The organism is Ensifer sp. KUDG1, from assembly GCF_050434285.1.
Taxonomy (GTDB): domain Bacteria; phylum Pseudomonadota; class Alphaproteobacteria; order Rhizobiales; family Rhizobiaceae; genus Ensifer.
In genome coordinates, this window is sequence record NZ_JBNDIG010000005.1 from 1 (window position 1) to 18,083 (window position 18,083).

16 protein-coding genes and 3 tRNA genes are annotated in these 18,083 nt (G+C 62.0%); 7 read left to right on the forward strand and 12 right to left on the reverse strand.

All coding sequences use genetic code 11. The annotated features are described in order from the left end of the window. From M2267_RS14310 to M2267_RS14320, 3 genes are all read right to left on the reverse strand, one after another. Positions 1 to 95 (reverse strand): GTP-binding protein (locus M2267_RS14310; protein WP_018010120.1); only part of this gene is annotated, 95 nt, incomplete at its 3' end. Between the two features lie 277 nt (positions 96 to 372). After that, a tRNA-Gly gene (locus M2267_RS14315) sits at positions 373 to 446 on the reverse strand. Positions 447 to 469: 23 nt separating this feature from the next. Further along, a tRNA-Tyr gene (locus tag M2267_RS14320) sits at positions 470 to 554 on the reverse strand. Between the two features lie 217 nt (positions 555 to 771). Between M2267_RS14320 and M2267_RS14325 the strand changes: the two genes are divergently transcribed. Continuing rightward, on the forward strand, positions 772 to 1,647 hold the full coding sequence (locus tag M2267_RS14325) for a TrmH family RNA methyltransferase (protein ID WP_429115125.1): 876 nt from the start codon (positions 772 to 774) through the stop codon (positions 1,645 to 1,647). Between the two features lie 188 nt (positions 1,648 to 1,835). Here M2267_RS14325 and M2267_RS14330 read toward each other — a convergent pair whose 3' ends face one another. Both M2267_RS14330 and M2267_RS14335 read right to left on the reverse strand, forming a co-directional pair. Next, positions 1,836 to 2,126 (reverse strand): hypothetical protein, encoded by a 291-nt coding sequence (locus tag M2267_RS14330; RefSeq protein ID WP_429115462.1) that lies wholly within the window; start codon positions 2,124 to 2,126, stop codon positions 1,836 to 1,838. A gap of 131 nt (positions 2,127 to 2,257) precedes the next feature. Beyond that, complete coding sequence (locus M2267_RS14335; RefSeq protein ID WP_205239094.1) at positions 2,258 to 2,878, reverse strand: FMN-dependent NADH-azoreductase; 621 nt, start codon at positions 2,876 to 2,878, stop codon at positions 2,258 to 2,260. Positions 2,879 to 3,015: 137 nt separating this feature from the next. Between M2267_RS14335 and M2267_RS14340 the strand changes: the two genes are divergently transcribed. Next, complete coding sequence (locus M2267_RS14340) at positions 3,016 to 3,957, forward strand: LysR family transcriptional regulator (RefSeq protein WP_192447229.1); 942 nt, start codon at positions 3,016 to 3,018, stop codon at positions 3,955 to 3,957. 24 nt (positions 3,958 to 3,981) lie between these two features. On the opposite strand, the gene M2267_RS14345 is transcribed toward M2267_RS14340, so the two are convergent. Both M2267_RS14345 and M2267_RS14350 read right to left on the reverse strand, forming a co-directional pair. Next, a complete protein-coding gene (locus M2267_RS14345) occupies positions 3,982 to 4,332 on the reverse strand; it encodes a VOC family protein (RefSeq protein ID WP_429115126.1) in 351 nt (116 codons plus the stop codon). Between the two features lie 69 nt (positions 4,333 to 4,401). Continuing rightward, positions 4,402 to 4,722 (reverse strand): hypothetical protein, encoded by a 321-nt coding sequence (locus M2267_RS14350; RefSeq protein ID WP_429115127.1) that lies wholly within the window; start codon positions 4,720 to 4,722, stop codon positions 4,402 to 4,404. 256 nt (positions 4,723 to 4,978) lie between these two features. Here M2267_RS14350 and M2267_RS14355 point away from each other — a divergent pair, with 256 nt between their 5' ends. Beyond that, positions 4,979 to 5,227, forward strand: a complete 249-nt coding sequence (locus M2267_RS14355) for a hypothetical protein (protein WP_429115128.1) — start codon at positions 4,979 to 4,981, stop codon at positions 5,225 to 5,227. A 105-nt stretch (positions 5,228 to 5,332) separates the two neighbouring features. Here the strand turns inward: M2267_RS14355 and M2267_RS14360 are convergent. Beyond that, positions 5,333 to 5,408, reverse strand: a tRNA-Thr gene (locus M2267_RS14360). A 157-nt stretch (positions 5,409 to 5,565) separates the two neighbouring features. Here M2267_RS14360 and M2267_RS14365 point away from each other — a divergent pair. Next, positions 5,566 to 6,339 (forward strand): NAD kinase, encoded by a 774-nt coding sequence (locus tag M2267_RS14365; RefSeq protein WP_429115129.1) that lies wholly within the window; start codon positions 5,566 to 5,568, stop codon positions 6,337 to 6,339. Positions 6,340 to 6,440: 101 nt separating this feature from the next. Continuing rightward, on the forward strand, positions 6,441 to 6,929 hold the full coding sequence (locus M2267_RS14370; protein WP_043614167.1) for a hypothetical protein: 489 nt from the start codon (positions 6,441 to 6,443) through the stop codon (positions 6,927 to 6,929). 68 nt (positions 6,930 to 6,997) lie between these two features. On the opposite strand, the gene prfB is transcribed toward M2267_RS14370, so the two are convergent. The 3 genes from prfB to M2267_RS14385 all read right to left on the reverse strand — a co-directional run bounded on the left by prfB (position 6,998) and on the right by M2267_RS14385 (position 12,263). Next, positions 6,998 to 8,129, reverse strand: a protein-coding gene (prfB, locus tag M2267_RS14375) for a peptide chain release factor 2 (protein ID WP_156134014.1) whose coding sequence is annotated in 2 segments (ribosomal slippage) — positions 6,998 to 8,059 and positions 8,061 to 8,129 — 1,131 coding nt in all. Because the reading frame shifts where the segments join, the coding sequence is not laid out codon by codon here. A gap of 97 nt (positions 8,130 to 8,226) precedes the next feature. Continuing rightward, on the reverse strand, positions 8,227 to 10,680 hold the full coding sequence (locus tag M2267_RS14380; protein WP_043614161.1) for a penicillin-binding protein 1A: 2,454 nt from the start codon (positions 10,678 to 10,680) through the stop codon (positions 8,227 to 8,229). Positions 10,681 to 11,018: 338 nt separating this feature from the next. Continuing rightward, on the reverse strand, positions 11,019 to 12,263 hold the full coding sequence (locus M2267_RS14385; protein WP_429115130.1) for an N-acetylmuramoyl-L-alanine amidase: 1,245 nt from the start codon (positions 12,261 to 12,263) through the stop codon (positions 11,019 to 11,021). A 748-nt stretch (positions 12,264 to 13,011) separates the two neighbouring features. Between M2267_RS14385 and M2267_RS14390 the strand changes: the two genes are divergently transcribed. Beyond that, positions 13,012 to 15,801 (forward strand): Rne/Rng family ribonuclease, encoded by a 2,790-nt coding sequence (locus M2267_RS14390; RefSeq protein ID WP_429115131.1) that lies wholly within the window; start codon positions 13,012 to 13,014, stop codon positions 15,799 to 15,801. A 112-nt stretch (positions 15,802 to 15,913) separates the two neighbouring features. Here M2267_RS14390 and M2267_RS14395 read toward each other — a convergent pair whose 3' ends face one another. Further along, positions 15,914 to 17,071 carry a pyridoxal phosphate-dependent aminotransferase gene (locus M2267_RS14395; protein ID WP_429115132.1) on the reverse strand — a complete coding sequence of 386 codons (1,158 nt, stop codon included), beginning with the start codon at positions 17,069 to 17,071 and terminating at the stop codon, positions 15,914 to 15,916. Positions 17,072 to 17,304: 233 nt separating this feature from the next. Here M2267_RS14395 and M2267_RS14400 point away from each other — a divergent pair, with 233 nt between their 5' ends. After that, complete coding sequence (locus M2267_RS14400; protein ID WP_043614156.1) at positions 17,305 to 18,072, forward strand: DsbA family protein; 768 nt, start codon at positions 17,305 to 17,307, stop codon at positions 18,070 to 18,072. Positions 18,073 to 18,083: the final 11 nt, after the last annotated feature.

Consider the following 18,083-nt stretch of genomic DNA (forward strand, 5'->3'; position numbering starts at 1 on the left):
ATCGCTGCGGTCAGCGACGTCTTGCCATGGTCAACGTGGCCAATCGTGCCAATGTTAACGTGCGGCTTGTTGCGCTCAAATTTGCTCTTTGCCATGGGTACGTTTCCTGTGGTCAAGTATGAATAATGATCAGCCGGCAGGGCCGGTTTGTGGAGCCGTTTAAGGGTTTCAGGGGATTTGCGCAAGACTTAATTGCGCGCGCCCGGACCGGCCGCCGACGGCCTCTTCCTGGCGATATATAAGAAGCGCGCAACGCCGGTACAAGATTGGGCATCATCGCGCCGCGAATCGCTGCGGTTGCAGAACATTCAAGCGCTTAGCGGCGAATGTTTATTCGCTACATTAATCTGAAAGGAAGGAGGACACCGCTATTGGAGCGGGTAGCGGGAATCGAACCCGCGTATTCAGCTTGGAAGGCTGCTGCTCTACCATTGAGCTATACCCGCGGGCCTTCGATCCAGAAGCAGAATGGTGGAGGGAGTTGGATTTGAACCAACGTAGGCTGAGCCAACGGATTTACAGTCCGTCCCCTTTAACCACTCGGGCATCCCTCCATTATTCTGTCGGGATCTTTCGACCAAGCATTTGAGATCGTGAGACAACCAGCGACTTGTCGGTGCCGCTCTCGATCTGTGGCCGGGTATATGACTGCCTCGTTTCGTCCTGTCAACACGGCTCGGTGCAAAAAATCCGATTTTCTCCACAGCCGCAAAATTACCCCCAGCGCGGAAAACCATTTCGCCGGACAGGCAAGCCCTCTATAAGACGCCAATGAGCAAAGATCGCACCGGCGACAAGAGCGCCAAGGACACCCATTACGCAAACCTCAGGCGCGCGCACCGCGATGCCAAGCGCGAGCGTGGCGAAATTCCAACCCCGAAAGAGGACTGGCGCCGCAAGGCGCCGGCCGACTGGAAAGCGCCGCAGCTCGCCCCAGAGCAAGTGCTGCTTTACGGCCTGCACACGGTTCGCGCCGCGCTGGACAATCCGGCGCGCCAGATCATTGGCCTCAGCGTGACCCAGAACGCCGCCGCAAGGCTGGAACTCGGGGAGCTTTCGGCCCTGCCCTTCCCGGTCGAAACGGTGACGCCACAGGATCTCGACAAGATTCTCGGTCCCGACGCGATCCACCAGGGCGTGATGCTCGAAACGCGTCCGCTGCCGCATCGCCGGCTCGAGGCGCTACGCGACTGCCCGCTGATCCTCGTGCTCGACCAGGTAACCGATCCGCACAATGTCGGCGCCGTCATGCGCTCGGCCGTGGCTTTCGATGCCGGCGCGCTGATCACCACCATGCGCCACAGCCCGACCGAATCGGGCGTGCTCGCCAAATCCGCCTCCGGTGCGCTGGAAATGATCCCCTATATCCAGATCACCAACCTTGGTGATGCCATCGAGGAACTGCATCGACTGGGCTTCCAGACGATCGGCCTTGATTCGGAAGGACCGCAGCCGCTGGAAGGAACGTTCAGCGGCGAGAAGATCGCGCTCGTTCTCGGCTCCGAGGGCAAGGGGCTCCGGCAGAAGACCCGCTCGATCGTCAACGACCTTGCCCGGCTCGACATGCCCGGCGCGATCAAGTCGCTGAACGTATCTAACGCAGCGGCGATCGCCATGTATGCGGCACGCCAGTATCTGAAGCGCTGACATCGCCGGACGCTCCTGGCCGCCTCGGCGTTACGGCGCCGGCGGCCACATCATCCGCAACGGCTCCAAAGCCGTGGCTTTAACGTGAAATAGCGCCTGTGGATATCTTCGCACCGGTAGGATTGCGGAGCGTGATGCCGTGCGATTTCGAAAGAGCAGGAAAGAGGACGGCAAGCCGCGCCGACCCGTCACAAACCGACGGATTGCAGCGCAAGGCGACTGGGCGTGCTCATGCCGGCCGTCGGGCAGCCTTCACGCAATTTCTTCCAGGTGGTGACGTTGAGGTTCATCTCGCAGCGCGCGAGATAGGCGCTGCCATCGACGCGCAGGCAGGCGACCTGCCCTAGCTCGTATTTGGAGCCGTCTCGGTTGCGGCAGGTGCAGCCATGATCCGGCGGCGCAGCCATCGTGGCTTCGGCGGCGAACAAGAAGGCCACCGCAGCGGTCATGCTCCAAAGGACCGTCCGCCCGTCCATCATGAGGGCATTATAAAGCAGATATCGATATTCGAAAACGGACAATGCCGGCTGCTTGCGCAACCGGCACCGTCCGCACGCGGGGCATACGCCCCTCCCACCGGATCACCTCGGTGATCCGCTGAACTTGGTTCTTAGCTCGCCAGGCGAAGCACGTTGCCTTCGGAGATGGTCTTTTCAGCCTCGGCGATCGCAAACTGCTTGGAGTCGGCGCTGAGGTTCAGGCCTTCGGCGCGAACGAACTCGACATCGGTAATGCCAAGGAAGCCGAAGACCGTCTTCAGGTAGGATTCCTGGTGATCCATGACGGCCGCCGGGCCGGCGGAGTAATGGCCGCCACGGGTGGAGGCGACGATGACCTTCTTGCCCTTGGCGAGGCCTTCCGGACCGTTCTCAGTGTAGCGGAAGGTCTTGCCGGAGACGGCGATGCGGTCGATCCAGACCTTCAGCTGGCTCGGAATGCCGAAGTTGTACATAGGCGCGCCGATGATGACGGTGTCGGCGGCCAGGAATTCTTCCAGCATGTCGCGGCCGAGCTTGACGTCCGCAGCAAGGCCGGCGTCGACGCCTTCGAGGTCGGCCGGAGCCATGATCTGGGCGCCGGTCAGATGCGGCAGCGAGCTGCCAGCGAGATCGCGGTAGGTCACCTGGGCATCCGGGCGATCAGCCTTGACCTGGGCGGCAAGGGCGGCCGTCAGACGGCGGGAAACCGAGTGGTCGCCAAGGATACCGGAGTCGATATGAAGAACGTTCATGGGAACACCTTTGTGTTTACGTTGCGGTGATCCACATATGAGGGGAAAACAATGACCCGATAAGCCAGCGGATATTTGACATACTGTTTCCAGACGGAAACAATCATATGCATCATCCGCACTTCGGAGACAGGACAATGCAGGATCTGAACGACCTCGGGCTTTTTGCCGCCGTCGTGCGAAACAACGGCTTCAGTGCTGCGGCACGGGACCTCAATATACCCAAATCCAAGCTCAGCAAACACGTGGCTCGACTGGAGGAGCAGCTCGGTGTGCGGCTGCTTGAGCGCTCGACCCGCAAGCTGCGTGTCACCGACATCGGCCGGGTGTTCTACGAGCATTGCCAGAGCCTTCTCGACGGGGTGGCTGCCGCCGAAGCGGAGATCGCCGCCGTGCGCGCCGAACCTTCGGGCACGGTCCGCCTCGCCTGCCCGCTCGGCTTCACCCCGATGCTTGCCGATATCCTGCCAGCGTTTCACCGCCGCTACCCCGGCGTCCGGCTGCTGATTACAGCCACCAACCGTCGCATCGACCTGATCGAGGAGCGGGTCGACGTGGCGCTGCGCGCCCGCGGCCAGCTCGATACGGACAACCAGCTGATCATCCGCAAGTTCGGCGAGGTGCGCGAGCGGCTTGCCGCCAGCCCCACCTTCCTTGCCCGCTCGGGCGAGATCACGATCGAGAACCTCAGCCAGCAGGCGACGCTGTCGATGAACGAACAGCACCCGACCGACGTCTGGCGGCTGGTTTCGATCGACGGCAACACGACGGAAATCACCCACCGCCCGATCATCGGCTGCAGCGACTTCCTGATTCTCGAACGCGCCGCGATCGAAGGTATGGGGGTCGCCCTCTTGCCCGACCATATCTGCGAGCGCGCCTTCCGCGCCGGCGTGCTTGCGCCGGTGCTGCCGGAATGGACGTCGAACGACGTCGTCGTGCACCTCGTCTTCCCGTCCCGCCAGGGCATGTTGCCGGCGACAAGGGCGTTGATCGACTATCTCGCCGAGAACCTGCTCAACGCCCTGCAGAAATGCCGCGAGGTTCCGGTGCGCATGGGGCCGTCCTTCGACATCTGATGCCGCAGCAGTGCGGCTTGCCGATCAGCACCGGCAGATCATCAGCACATTGCCGTCGGGATCGCGGATCGTGAACCATTGCTCGGACTGCACCGGCGTCACGATCTCGACGCCGAGGGCCTGTGCATGGCTGGCTGCGGCCGCCACGTCTTCCGTGTCGAAGTGAAAAAGCGGCGCATCCCGTCGCTCGCCCGGCACGAAGATTCGGGCATCGAGAACGAGCCGCGCGCCGCCACTCCTTGGAAACACGGCGAGATGGCCATGCGTGGTCTCGGGCGGCTCGACCTGAAGCAGGCGCGCATACCACGCCTTCGCCAGCTCGATATCAGAAACCGGAACGAAGACCGCTCCGATACCCAAGCCGATCACCGGCATATTCTCCTCCGTAATCCATGAGCCGAAACTGAACTGTCACGGAGATTCGCTTGAAGTCGGTGCCGCATGTCATCGGCTGCACTGCTCGCCGTTTTCAAGCTCGGCAAAGGATCTGGCGCCGGCGTCGTACCGGTAGGCGATCACCTGCGCCGTGCAGGCGTCCTCATGCCGGGCGCAAGCTTGCATCGAAACGCAAAGATGGCCTTGAACACCCCAGACCTTTGCAGGCGGCTTGTCATAGATGCCTTCGTAGATCGTCTGCGTCCGCTTAGCGCCGTCATGCCACTCCACCACGATCTCCGAGCGAAAGTGGTCATAGCCGATGTTGCTGTATCCCACGGAGTACCGGACTGACCCCAAGCCGGAAACTTGCGTCGCGCCGGAACTCATCTCCGCCCATTCGGATCCCTCCTGCGCGTTGGCAGGGCTCCAAACGATGACACCGCACAGCAGAACGCACGCCCATCCGATCGGCGCCAGCGCTGCGGGTTTGGCGAAGCTGGCTTTGGTCGCTGCTGAAAGAACGTGTTCGATGATCAGGACCTTTCCAAGAGAGCCAGCCGAGGAATGCTCGTCTGCCGCTTATCAAAAACGGGAGGAACAATCGGCGGTGGCCGAAACCACTGATTCCCTATAGTTCAGGAGTATGAGAACTCTTGGAAGACTGCTCGTCTCCGCCGTCCTGGCATTCCTTGTCAGCCTGATCGTCGCCGGGCTGTTCTTGCCGGTCTACGACATACTCGAGGGCGGGCCGTACAACTGCCTGGAGGATGGCATTGCGGCATGCGTCGCCGGCATACCGCTGAGCGCGCTGATCTATGGACCGCTGTTTTCGATTGTCGGCGTTGTGATCGGCACGCCTGTGTTCATGGCCATCTTTGCGATGCGTGACTGACGGCTCGCTTTGCGTCGACGGTGTATCCGCAGCAACGCCCCGAACAATCAGATTCCGGCACGGTAGCCGCCAAAAAATCGGAAAAACGATGGGGAAGAAATGAAGTGGTGCCCCCAGAGAGACTCGAACTCCCGACCTACTGATTACAAATCAGCCGCTCTACCAACTGAGCTATAAGGGCACTTGCTTTGGTGGGAGTTACCATAATCTCATGTGGTGTAAAGCAAAATTGCGAATTCTCCCAATTTTTCAGATGCGTTCGGTTCCGGGCCATGCCAGAAACAATGGAGAAAGATTGCCGCTGGCGGCGCATAACATATCGAGCGGACTAGAATTTCATGGCCCGAACGTTCACTTCCTTCGCCTTTCTCGCCTCGTCCGCGGAAGAGGCACAAAAGGCTGCGGCTGATCTCAAGGCGATCTATGGCGACCATGATCCGTCGAAGGCCGATGTGATCGTCGCGCTTGGCGGCGACGGCTTCATGCTGCAGACGCTGCACCAGACAATGAATAGCGGCAAGCTGGTCTATGGCATGAACCGTGGCTCGGTCGGGTTCCTGATGAACCGCTACAGCACCGAGAACCTGACGGACCGGATCTGCCAGGCGGTCGAGAACGCTTTTCATCCGCTGGAGATGCAGACGACCGACGTCTATGGCGAGAGCTTCACGGCACTTGCGATCAACGAGGTCTACCTCTTCCGCCAATCCTACCAGGCAGCAAAGCTTCGCGTGCTGATCGACGGCAAGACACGGCTGGAGGAGTTGACCTGCGACGGGCTGCTGGTCGCCACCCCTGCCGGCTCCACCGCCTACAATCTCTCCGCCCACGGACCGATCCTGCCGCTCGAGGCCCCGCTCCTGGCGATGACCCCGGTCAGCGCCTTTCGCCCGCGCCGCTGGCGTGGTGCGCTCCTGCCGAACCATGTCACGGTCGAGATCGAAATACTCGAGGCCGACAAGCGGCCGGTGAACGCCGTGGCGGACCATCAGGAAGTAAAGTCGGTGGTCAGGGTGAAGATCGCCGAATCGGAAAACATGACGGCGCGTATCCTTTCGGATCCCGATCATTCCTGGTCGGACCGCATCCTGGCCGAGCAATTTTCGAACTGAGCGCACGTTCTCCGCGCGACCTATGGTATCATCCTGCCGGCCAGGTCTCCGACGCCCGCAGCAAACGGCAACCGAGCCGCCGCCTTAAGGACGACGACCCAATGCACAGATCCGCCCTCCTCGCGCTGTTCCTGTTTTTTAGCAGCACCGGCGCCAAGGCTCAGGATGCCAACATCGTTCCGCCTGAGGCGACCTTCGTGACCAGCACTGGCTACTGGGAGGAAAGCGGAGAGCCGCTGTCGTCACTCGACCCGAACGCCGCCGCCGAGAAGCCGGGCGACGCCCGGCGCGGCTACTACAAGCTGATCGCGCTGCGCCAGGCGGACGGAACCGCCCAAGTCCATCTGCAGCAGGTGGAAGCGACCTCGGCCGGCCCCGTGGTGATATCGTCGGCGGAACTCGAAGAATTCTCCGCACTCAAGGCCTATGTCACCGACATCCGTCCGGAGACATCGACCGGCGTCACCGCGCAGCCCGGCATGTTTGCGACCGTCTATCTGAAGACCGACCCGTCGGTGAGAGAACCTGAGAGCTGGACCGTGCTCATCGATGATCTCGGCGACATCAAGATCGAGCGCGCTTCCAACTGAGCAAAAGAAAGGGCCGGATGCGAACATCCGGCCCTCTTCAATTTCAGTTCGGCAGACCGCTGTCAGCCCTAGTTCAAATCATCCACGACGGCATCCGCGCCACCGGCGACGCGGTGTGCAAGCGCTGCTTCCATGAACTCGTTGAGTTCACCATCGAGAACGTCGCCCGGTGCCGTGCTTTCGACGCCGGTGCGCAGGTCCTTGACCAGCTGGTAAGGCTGCAGGACGTAGGAGCGGATCTGGTGGCCCCAGCCGATGTCGGTCTTCGACGCGGCTTCGGCGTTTGCGGCATCTTCCCGCTTCTTCAGTTCCGCTTCGTAGAGACGGGCGCGCAGCATGTCCCAGGCCTTCGCCCGGTTCTTGTGCTGCGAGCGCTCCTGCTGGCACTGCACGACGATGCCCGACGGGATGTGCGTGATGCGCACGGCCGAGTCGGTGGTGTTGACGTGCTGGCCGCCGGCGCCCGACGAACGGTAGGTGTCGATGCGGCAGTCGCTCTCGTTGATGTCGATCTGGATCGAATCGTCGACGACCGGGTAAACCCAGATCGAGGAGAACGAGGTGTGACGGCGGGCATTGCTGTCATAGGGCGAAATACGAACGAGGCGGTGTACGCCCGATTCGGTCTTCAGCCAGCCATAGGCATTGTGGCCCTTGACGAGCAACGTCGCGGACTTGATGCCAGCTTCTTCGCCGTCCTGGATTTCCATCAGCTCGACCTTGTATCCCTGGCGCTCGGACCAGCGGGTATACATGCGCAGAAGCATGTTGGCCCAGTCCTGGCTCTCGGTGCCGCCGGCACCCGAATGCACTTCGAGATAGGTGTCGTTCTGGTCGGCCTCGCCCGAGAGCATGGCCTCGACTTGCTTCTTGGCCGCTTCAGCCTGAAGTTCGCGCAGCGCCTGTTCGGCATCGGCGATGATCGCTGCGTCGCCCTCTTCCTCACCGAGCTCGATGAGTTCGATGTTGTCGTTGAGCTGCTGCTCGAAACGACGAAGGCCATTGATGCCGTCGTCGAGTTGCTGACGCTCGCGCATCAGCTTCTGCGCTTCCGCAGCATCGTTCCACAGGGTCGGATCTTCCGCCTTGTTGTTCAACCAGTCCAGTCGTCTTACCGCCTGATCCCAGTCAAAGATGCCTCCTCAGCAGGCTTATGGCCTGCTTGATTTCGTCGACAATATTCTCGATTTCGCTGCGCATGATCCTGCTTCTTGTGAACCGATAGGAAAGTGAGCGTCAAATAGCGATGCCCGCCGCTGATGTAAAGGCGGCGGGCATCGCGTGACGGGTATAAGGACTAGAACAGGCCGTTGGAACCGGAGGTCACTGCCTGGTTCGCCTGTGGCGAATTCTTGAGGATCTCTTCCGGCGGCACGTACTGGTCGAGACCGCCGATGACCGAGAAGGTGTCGGCCGGACCGGTGCCGGGCTTGAAGGCCTCGATGATCGTGTCCGGCTCGCCCTCTTGGGCGGCCATGCCGGTCTTGCGGTTGACGGCGACCATGCTCATGCCCTCGGGCACGACGAACTTGCTCGGGCGCGTGCCCTTCACCGCTTCGGTCATGAAGTCGTTGAAGATCGGCACGGCGAGGCTACCACCGGTCGCGCCGCGGCCAAGCGGGGCCGGGTTGTCGAAGCCGAGATAGAGGCCGGCGACCATATCGGGCGTATAGCCGACGAACCAGGCATCCTTTTCGTCATTGGTGGTACCGGTCTTGCCGGCAACCGGACGATCGAGCTTGATCTTGCCGGCGGCCGTGCCACGCAGCACCACGCCCTCCATCATCGACGTGATCTGGTAGGAGGTCATCGGGTCGAGCACCTGCTCGCGGTTGTCGGTCAGAACAGGCTCTTCCTGGTTCTGCCAATCGCCGGCGTTGCAGTTGTCGCAGGTACGGTCCTCGTGACGGAAAATCGTCTTGCCGTAGCGGTCCTGAATGCGGTCGATCAACGACGGCTTGATCTGCTTGCCGCCATTGGCGAGAACCGAATAGGCCGAAACCATGCGCAGGACGGTGGTTTCACCCGAACCCAGCGACATAGCGAGGAGCGGCGGCATCTTGTCGTAGATGCCGAAGCGCTCGGCATATTCGGCAACAAGGTTCATGCCCATGTCGTTGGCGAGGCGAACGGTCATCAGGTTACGCGACTTCTCGATGCCGAGGCGCAGCGTCGACGGGCCGGCGGAGCCGCCGCCGTAGTTTTCCGGACGCCAGACCTGGCCGCCGGCGACAATCTCGATCGGCGCGTCGAGGATAACCGACGCCGGGGTATAACCGTTGTCGAGTGCGGCTGCGTAGACGAAGGGCTTGAACGACGAGCCCGGCTGGCGCATCGCCTGGGTCGCGCGGTTGAATTCGGACTGGCCATAGGAGAAGCCGCCGACCATCGCCAGCACGCGGCCGGTCTGCGGGTCCATGGCGACAAGGCCACCTTGCACCTTCGGCGGCTGGCGCAGACGGTATTCGCCCTTTTCGGCGAGCGGCTCGACATAGATCACGTCGCCGGCGCCGAAGACGCCTTCAGGCGATTTCGCCGACTTGCGGTCGCCGCTAGCGGAGCGATAGGCCCACTGCATGTTCTTGGCGGAGATGTGTCCGGTGACACGCTCGGCGACGATCTTGCCCGAAGCTTCCTTCTCCGGCTGGATGCCGATCTCGGCGCCCTGGCCATCGACGGAAAGTACGACGGCGAGCTTCCATTCGGGCACGTCGCTGAAGGCGACGACCGCGCCGAGCGGCTCGCCCCAGTCGCCGCCGATCTCGATCGACTTGACTGGGCCGTGGAAGCCGCGACGCTCGTCATAGGTCAAGAGGCCGGTCTGAAGAGCCTTGCGTGCCGCGGTCTGGAGACGCGGGTCAAGCGACGTGCGGACCGACAGGCCGCCTTCATAAAGCGCGTTGTCGCCGTACTTCTGGATGATCTGACGACGGACTTCTTCGGCGAAGAAGTCGGATGCAAAGAGATGGGCGCCGCCGCGGCGCGGATTGACGCCGAGCGGCTGCTTCTTGGCCTCTTCGCCATCGGCCTTGGTGACATAGCCGTTTTCGACCATGCGATCGATCACCCAGTCGCGACGCTCGAGCGCTGCCGCGGTCTTGCGGAACGGATGGTAATTGGCCGGGCCTTTCGGAAGCGCTGCAAGATAGGCAGTCTCGGCAATGGTCAGTTCGGTCACCGACTTATCGAAATAGGTCAGCGCGGCGCCGGCGATGCCGTAAGAGTTCAGACCGAAGAAGATCTCGTTGAGATAGAGCTCGAGAATGCGGTCCTTGCTGTAGGCCTGCTCGATACGGAAGGACAGGATCGCTTCCTTGACCTTGCGGTCGATCGTCTGGTCGGACGAAAGCAGGAAGTTCTTGGCCACCTGCTGTGTGATCGTCGAGGCACCGACCGGACGGCGGCCGGAGCCGAAGTTCTGCAGGTTTACCGCGATGGCGCGCGCGAGACCGGTGATGTCAACGCCCGGATGCTGATAGAAATTCTTGTCTTCCGCCGAGATGAAGGCTGCCTTGACGCGATCCGGGATGGCCTGGATCGGCAGATAGAGGCGCCGTTCGCGGGCGTATTCCGCCATCAGCGCGCCGTTGCCGGCGTGGAAGCGCGTGGTCACCGGTGGCGAATATTTCGCCAGCACCTCGTAGTCCGGCAGGTCCTTGGTGACGACACCAAGATAGAGCGCCACGGCTCCGGCCACACCCAGCAGCAGAAACGCGCCAATCCCGAAAAAATATCCAATCAGCCTGATCATCAGTCAGATACCGGTACCTTAATTATCGTCCAATTGCCGAACCGCCCGACTGACAGTCCATGCTCTGTCCTGCCGGCTTTTATGGCAGCGGCCCGACCAAACTCTTTCACGCGAAATCGTCTGGCGTCGCAGCGTCCCGCCAACCCGGCTCCTCATATGGCGGGGAACTCCGGGCTTCAACTCGTTTCTCAACAAATCCGGGCGCAATTCCGGTTAGGTCCCGGATTGTGCGTAAAATAGGGCTGTTATGCGATAATCCCGTGCGCATCCCGTTGAAAAGCATAGCGCTGTTACCGGGGCGACACAAATCACTTCGTTCCCGGACCTGCCTTCAAACGTCAGCCGCCGCTGGCGACGGCCTGCTCGCGGTAGCGCTGCACGGCGACCGCGAGACGCTCGGAAACCTTCTTGCGCCATTCCGGGTCGAGCAGCAGCTTTTCGTCCTCCTTGTTCGACAGGAAGCCCAGTTCAAGCAGGATCGAGGGTACGTCCGGCGCTTGCAGCACGCGGAAGCCGGCGAAACGGTGCGGATTGTTGATGAGATTGATCTGGCCCTCGAATGACGAAACGACGGCGCGCGCCATGTTGACGGAGAAGGCCTGCGTTTCGCGGCGCGTCAGATCGATCAGGATGTCGGCCACTTCCGCCGGCTCGCTCTGAAGCGGCACGCCGGCGATTTCGTCGGACAAGTTTTCGCGCGCGGCAAGGCTTGCGGCCAGATGGTCGGAGGCCTTGTCGGAGATGGTATAGACCGTCGCGCCGCGGATGTCCTTCTGGCGCAGAGCGTCCGCATGAAGCGAAATGAAGAGATGGGCGCCCTTGTTGCGGGCGATCTGCACGCGCTGGGGAAGCGAGAGGAAGACGTCCTTGTCGCGGGTGAGAAAAGCCTCGATCCCGGCGCCCTTGTTCAGGGCCTCGACGAGATCCTTCGCGAAGGCGAGCGTAACGTGCTTTTCTTCCGTCTTCGTTTCGCCGGCGAGCGCGCCGGTATCGATGCCGCCATGGCCCGCATCAATCGCGATGATGAACGGCCCGCCTTCCCTCGTGGGGGCGACGGCAACCGGCCTGTCGGTCTTGGTGGCGGCAACCGATCCGGTCCATTGCTGTTCACCGAGAAGCGCATCGAAGCGCGCCTGGTCGACGCGCTCGGCATCGAGCACGAGGCGGTAGCCCTTGCCCCCCTCTTCCGCGACAACTTCCGCATGGGTGACCGCGACCGGGCCTTTTGCCGAAAGAACGATGCGGGAGCTGCCCGCGCCCATGCCGCCGTAGCGGATCGCATCGAACAGGCCGCGCGGTTCAAGGCTGTCCGCCTTCAGGCCGAAGGCCGTTTCCGGCAGGTCGACCACGACACGAACGGGATCGGCGACATAATGCAGGGAGAATTCCGGTTTGCGATCGAACTCGACGACGACGCGCGTGCGTGCATCGTCACCTGCGATCCGTGCCGCAAAGGCGAGCAAAGGACCCGGCTCGACGGCCCCTGCCGCCGGCACGTTCCAAAGAAGACCGCCGGCTAGCAGCGACGCTCCGAGCAGAAGCCGGCCCGCGGGCGATATCAAAGACAACAGCGAACCACGCATACAAACCGCCAAAGGCCTCACCTCGGGCTCTCCACCACTTTCTCAGAAAACCAAACAGCAGCCGACGCACGGCTGCTGTACGTACAGGTTGATCAATGAACCCTTATGGTTAACCAATGCTTGACAATGATCATCTTCCCCGGGCAGCGGGGACAATCGATTTACCGTTTATCGACCTACTCCACGTGGACAAGCGAATCGATCATTATTGTGGCGGCACGGGCTTTTCCCTTGCCAATGTGACATAGAAAACATAAAAGCGTCACAAGGAGAAAGTGTTGACGGGATAGAACAGTCGACCGGGCAGCCGGAGCTTCTCCAAAGCTTGGCGCCAGGGTGCGGTCGAACCGGATTGACCGGTTAACTTATCGCATTTCCGCGGTCGCAAGATGTTCATCCGCCGTCGCTGCATTTCCTCCCCGTACACTGGATCGCAAATTTCCGGCGGTGGCCGGAGTTCTTGATGGTGATTTTTCACCGACGCCCGCAAGCGGGCGCATTCATCGGGTCTTCATGAGACCTTAGACATTGGCATTCTTGTTTGGTCATTGATGTTGACTCAGCAGTATCGGTCAGAAGTAGCGCGGCCCCGGGACACACATGTTCCGGCTGTCGTCTGGCTGCTGCACCATCGCCTGCGCCAAACAGGAACTTTCATATCCGGCGCACCTTCCGACGTGTTTGGCAGTCTTCCTAAGGAAGCAGGTCTGTCTCCCGTTCCGCTGGCGCGCCGAGGAGCACAGCTTAGATGGCAGAGAAAATGCTTATCGATGCGTCTCATTCAGAAGAGACGCGCGTCGTTGTCGTTCGCGGGAACCGCATAGAAGAGTTCGACTTCGAGTCCGAACACAAGAAGCAGATCCGCGGCAATATCTACTTGGCGAAGGTCACCCGGGTGGAGCCCTCGCTCCAGGCCGCCTTCGTCGATTACGGCGGCAACCGCCACGGGTTCCTGGCTTTCGCCGAAATCCACCCCGACTACTACCAGATCCCGCTCGCCGACCGTCAGGCGCTCTTGAAGGCCGAAGCCGAAGAAGCGCGGCGCGACGACGACATCGAGCATGTCGAGACCGCCCCTGCCCCGGCAAGCGAACTCTCCGTTCCCGTGGATCTCGAAATCGTCACGGAAGCTGAAGCCGAGCCGGTCGTAGCCGTCGCTGACGCCGCACCGGTCGTCGAAGAGGAAGCCCCGGCCGAAAAGCCGAAGGCGAAGCCGAAGCGCACCCGCAAAACCAAGGCCAAGGCTGCGGAAGAAGCCGCTGCCGCGTCGGCCGATGGCGACGAGAGCAATGGCGGCGAGATGGCTGCCATGGTCGATACCGATGCCATTTCCGAGGATGTCGACAGCCGTCGTCGCCATGACGACGACGATGATGACGACGACAGCCACGACGGCGAAAAGGAAATCATCGAATCCGTCGGCGCCGAAGACGCCATGGAAGAGGTGCCGGACCGCCAGGTTCGCAAGCCGCGCAAGCAGTACCGCATCCAGGAAGTCATCAAGCGCCGCCAGATCCTGCTCGTTCAGGTCGCCAAGGAAGAGCGCGGCAACAAGGGCGCGGCACTGACGACCTATCTGTCGCTCGCCGGCCGTTACTCGGTGCTGATGCCGAACACCGCACGCGGCGGCGGCATCTCCCGCAAGATCACCAACCTGCAGGACCGCAAGCGCCTGAAGGAAATCGCCCGCGGCCTCGAAGTGCCGCAGGGCATGGGCGTGATCCTGCGCACCGCCGGTGCCAACCGCACCAAGGTCGAGATCAAGCGCGACTTCGAATATCTGATGCGCCTGTGGGAAAACGTCCGCACGCTGACGCTGAACTCCACGGCCCCCTGCCTCGTCTATGAGGAAGGCAGCCTGATCAAGCGCTCGATCCGCGATCTCTACAACAAGGACATCAGCGAGATCATCGTTTCGGGTGAGGAAGGCTACAAGGAAGCCAAGGGCTTCATGAAGATGCTGATGCCGAGCCACGCCAAGGTGGTTCAGCCTTACCGCGACGTGCATCCGATCTTCTCGCGCTCCGGCATCGAAGCGCAGCTCGACCGCATGCTGCAGCCGCAGGTAACGCTGAAGTCCGGCGGCTACATCATCATCAACCAGACCGAAGCGTTGGTTTCGATCGACGTCAACTCCGGCCGTTCGACGCGCGAGCACTCGATCGAAGACACCGCACTCCAAACGAACCTGGAAGCTGCCGAAGAAGTGGCGCGCCAGTTGCGTCTGCGCGACCTTGCCGGCCTCGTCGTCATCGACTTCATAGACATGGAAGAAAAGCGGAACAACCGCTCGGTCGAGAAGCGTCTGAAGGATTGCCTGAAGAACGATCGCGCCCGCATCCAGGTCGGCCGCATCTCGCATTTCGGCCTGCTCGAAATGTCGCGCCAGCGCATTCGCGCCTCGGTGCTCGAATCGACGATGCAGACCTGCCCGCACTGCAACGGCACGGGTCATGTTCGCTCGCAGTCCTCCGTCGCCCTGCACGTGCTGCGCGGCATCGAGGAACATCTGCTCAAGAACACGACGCACGACATCACCGTGCGCACCATCCCGGATATCGCGCTCTACCTGCTCAACCAGAAGCGCGGCACGATCATGGACTACGAAGCCCGCTTCGGCGTCTCGATCATCATCGAGGCTGATGCCCATGTCGGCGCACAGCACTTCGCGATCGATCGCGGCGAGCCGGTCGAGAACCCGGTGAAGATCGAACAACTGCTGCACTTCGAGCCGGAAGAGGAAGAAGACGACGTCGTGATCGAAGAGGATCTCGACGAGGAAGAAGCAGAAGAAGTCTCCGGCGAACAGCGCCAGGAACAGCCTAAGGCTGCTGCCCAGTCCGACGATCAGAATGGACGCAAGCGCAAGCGCCGTCGCCGCCGTCGCGGCAAGGGTGGCCAGCAGGCCGAAGGCGGCGCCCTCCAGGTTTCCGAATCGGCAGGCGATGCTGATGACGGTTCCGATGAGGACGAAGGCGATGACGAGGGCGTCGATGCAGACGCCGCGGCCGCCGATGGCGATCAGAAGCGCAAGCGCCGCCGCCGCGGCAAGCGTGGCGGCCGCCGCAACCGTCCGGAAGGCGAAGGTGAAGGCCAGCTCGAAGCCGATGCCGATGCGGAAGCCGGCGCAGATGAAGCCGAAGCCGTAGAGGCACCGGCCGCTGCAGCCGAGGTCGAAGTGGCTGTCGCCGTCGAGGAAACGGCTGTGGTTGCCGAAGAAGTCGAGGTGGCGGACGCAAAGCCTGCCAAGCCGAAGCGCACCCGCAAGAAGGCCGTCAAGGCTGAAGAGCCGGCAGTCAGCGTCGACGAAGTTGCCCAGGCAGCGATCGAAGACCAGCCCGCCGTTGCCGACCCGGCCGTCGAAGCGGTGGAAGAGGCTGCCGCCGACCTTGCCGAGACCAAGCCGGTGCGCGCCAACCGCGACCTCTCGAAGATCGCTTCCGAACCGGTGGTAACGTCGAGCGCGACGAAGCCCGAAGAGGAAGAGCCGGCCAAGCCGAAAAAGGGTGGCTGGTGGCAGCGCCGCGGCTTCTTCTAAGCCGCGCTGCAAGCGCCAAACTCTGAAAATACGAAAGGCCCGGAGCGATCCGGGCCTTTTCCTTTAGACGGATGACAGAAGGGGCCTTGCCCCTGCCCGTTCGCTCAGGCGGTCACGCCAGCCAGCGTCCGATCCTGTCCATCGCCTCGACCATGTCGGCCTCGGCGCCAGCATAGGAGAAGCGCATCGTGCGGTGCCCTTCCAGCGGATCGAAGTCGAATCCCGGGGTCGCCGCGACATTGATCTCGGCGAGCATCCGCTTGGCAAAGGCCATGCTGTCATTGGTGAAGCGCGTGACATCCACGTAGGCGTAGAAGGCGCCGTCCATCGGCGAGGCGATCGCGAAGCCGATCTCCGGCAAGCGCTTCATCAGCATGTCCCGGTTGGCGGCATAGGCGGCCTTGTAACGGTCGAGTTCCCCTTGCGCGTCGAGTGCTGCCTCTGCCGCAATCTGCGAGAGCTCGGGCGGCGAGATGTAGAGGCTCTGGGCGATGCGCTCGAAACCGCGCACCTTGTCGGCCGGCAGCACCATCCAACCAATCCGCCAGCCGGTCATGCAGTAGTATTTCGAGAAGGAGTTGATGACGATCACCTCGTCGGTCACCTCCAGCGCGCTTGCCTCTTCGCCGGCAAAGGTCAGCCCGTGATAGATCTCGTCGGAGATGAAGGCGATCGATTCGGCCCGGCAATAGTCAGCCAGCGCCTTGAGGCCCGCCCTGCCCGTCACTGTGCCGGTGGGATTGGCCGGGCTCGCCAAAAGCACGCCCTTCAAAGGACGGCCTAATTTCGCAGCGGCACGCGAAAGACTTTCAGGCGTCAGAGTGAAGCCGGTCTCGGCATTGGCCTCGACCTCGACGACCGTCAGGCCGAGGGCTGCGAGGATGTTGCGGTAGGCTGGGTAGCCCGGCCGCGCAATGGCAACACAGTCGCCGGGATCGAAGAGAGCCAGGAAGGCAAGATTGAAGCCGGCGGATGAGCCGGTGGTGACGGCCACCCGCTGCGGATCGAGCGTGATGCCGTGGCGCTTTTCATAGTGCCGGGCGATCGCTGTGCGCAGCGACAAGGTGCCGAGCGCGTCGGTATAGCCGAGCCTGCCATGCTCAAGCGCCTTGCGCGCAGCGTCGAGCGCTGCCTTGGGCGCCGGGTGGGCAGGCTGCCCGACCGCCATCGAGATCACCGGGTGGCCGGCATCGCGGCGGCGGGTCGCCTCCGCCAGGACGTCCATCGCATGGAAAGGTTCGACGGCACTGCGTTTTGACAAATCTACCAACGGAAAATCCTCGATATGCGGCTGTTCTCCAGCCCTTTGCCCGATGAAAATGACCTTCACAAGTCCGCGAGTGCCGTATTTCCGCCGATTTTGCCGTTTCGTTTCCGCAGCACCCACCCTATGCTGCCGGCATATTGCGGATACGAGGAATCCTGTTGTCATTCAGAACAGCCGGTTGACCCGGCGACACGCGATGGACGGCACACGGGATACGCAAGGACAACGAGGTAGAAATGAACTTCAGCACCAAGATGATTGCCGCCGGGACGCTCGCAGCGCTCGTGGCCGGGGTCAGCCTGCCCCAGAACGCATTCGCGCTCGACGCGAAGCAGAAGGAAGAGATCGGCGCCTTCATCAAGGAATACCTGATCGCCAATCCGGAGATCATGCTCGAGGTACAAGAGGCGCTGACGACGAAGCAGCGCGCCAAGCAGCAGGAAGCGGCGGAAGGCGCGATCACCGAAAACAAGAAGGCGATCTTCAATTCCGACTACGACATGGTGCTCGGCAACCCCAAGGGCGACGTCACCGTCGTCGAGTTCTACGACTACAATTGCGGCTACTGCAAACGCGCGCTTTCCGACATGGACGACATCCTCGCCAAGGACAAGAACGTGCGCTTCGTGCTGAAGGAACTGCCGATCCTCGGCCCAGATTCGCTGGCCGCCCACAAGGTGAGCGCCGCCTTCCGCCTGGTCGCTCCGGAAAAGTACGGCGACTTCCACCGGGCACTGCTCGGCGGCGAGGACCGCGCCACGGAGGAGACGGCGCTTGCGGTTGCCGCCAAGCTCGGCGTGTCGGAAAAGGACCTGCGTGCCAAGATGGAAAAGGAGCCGCATGACGCGGCCGTGCGCGAGGCCTACAGCCTTGCCAACGACCTCGGCATCACCGGAACGCCTTCCTACGTCATCGGCAACGAAGCGGTCTTCGGAGCCGTCGGCGCCGAGGAGATCGAAGGCAAGGTCGCCAATATGCGCGAATGCGGCAAGACCGCCTGCTGACAAACCTTCCC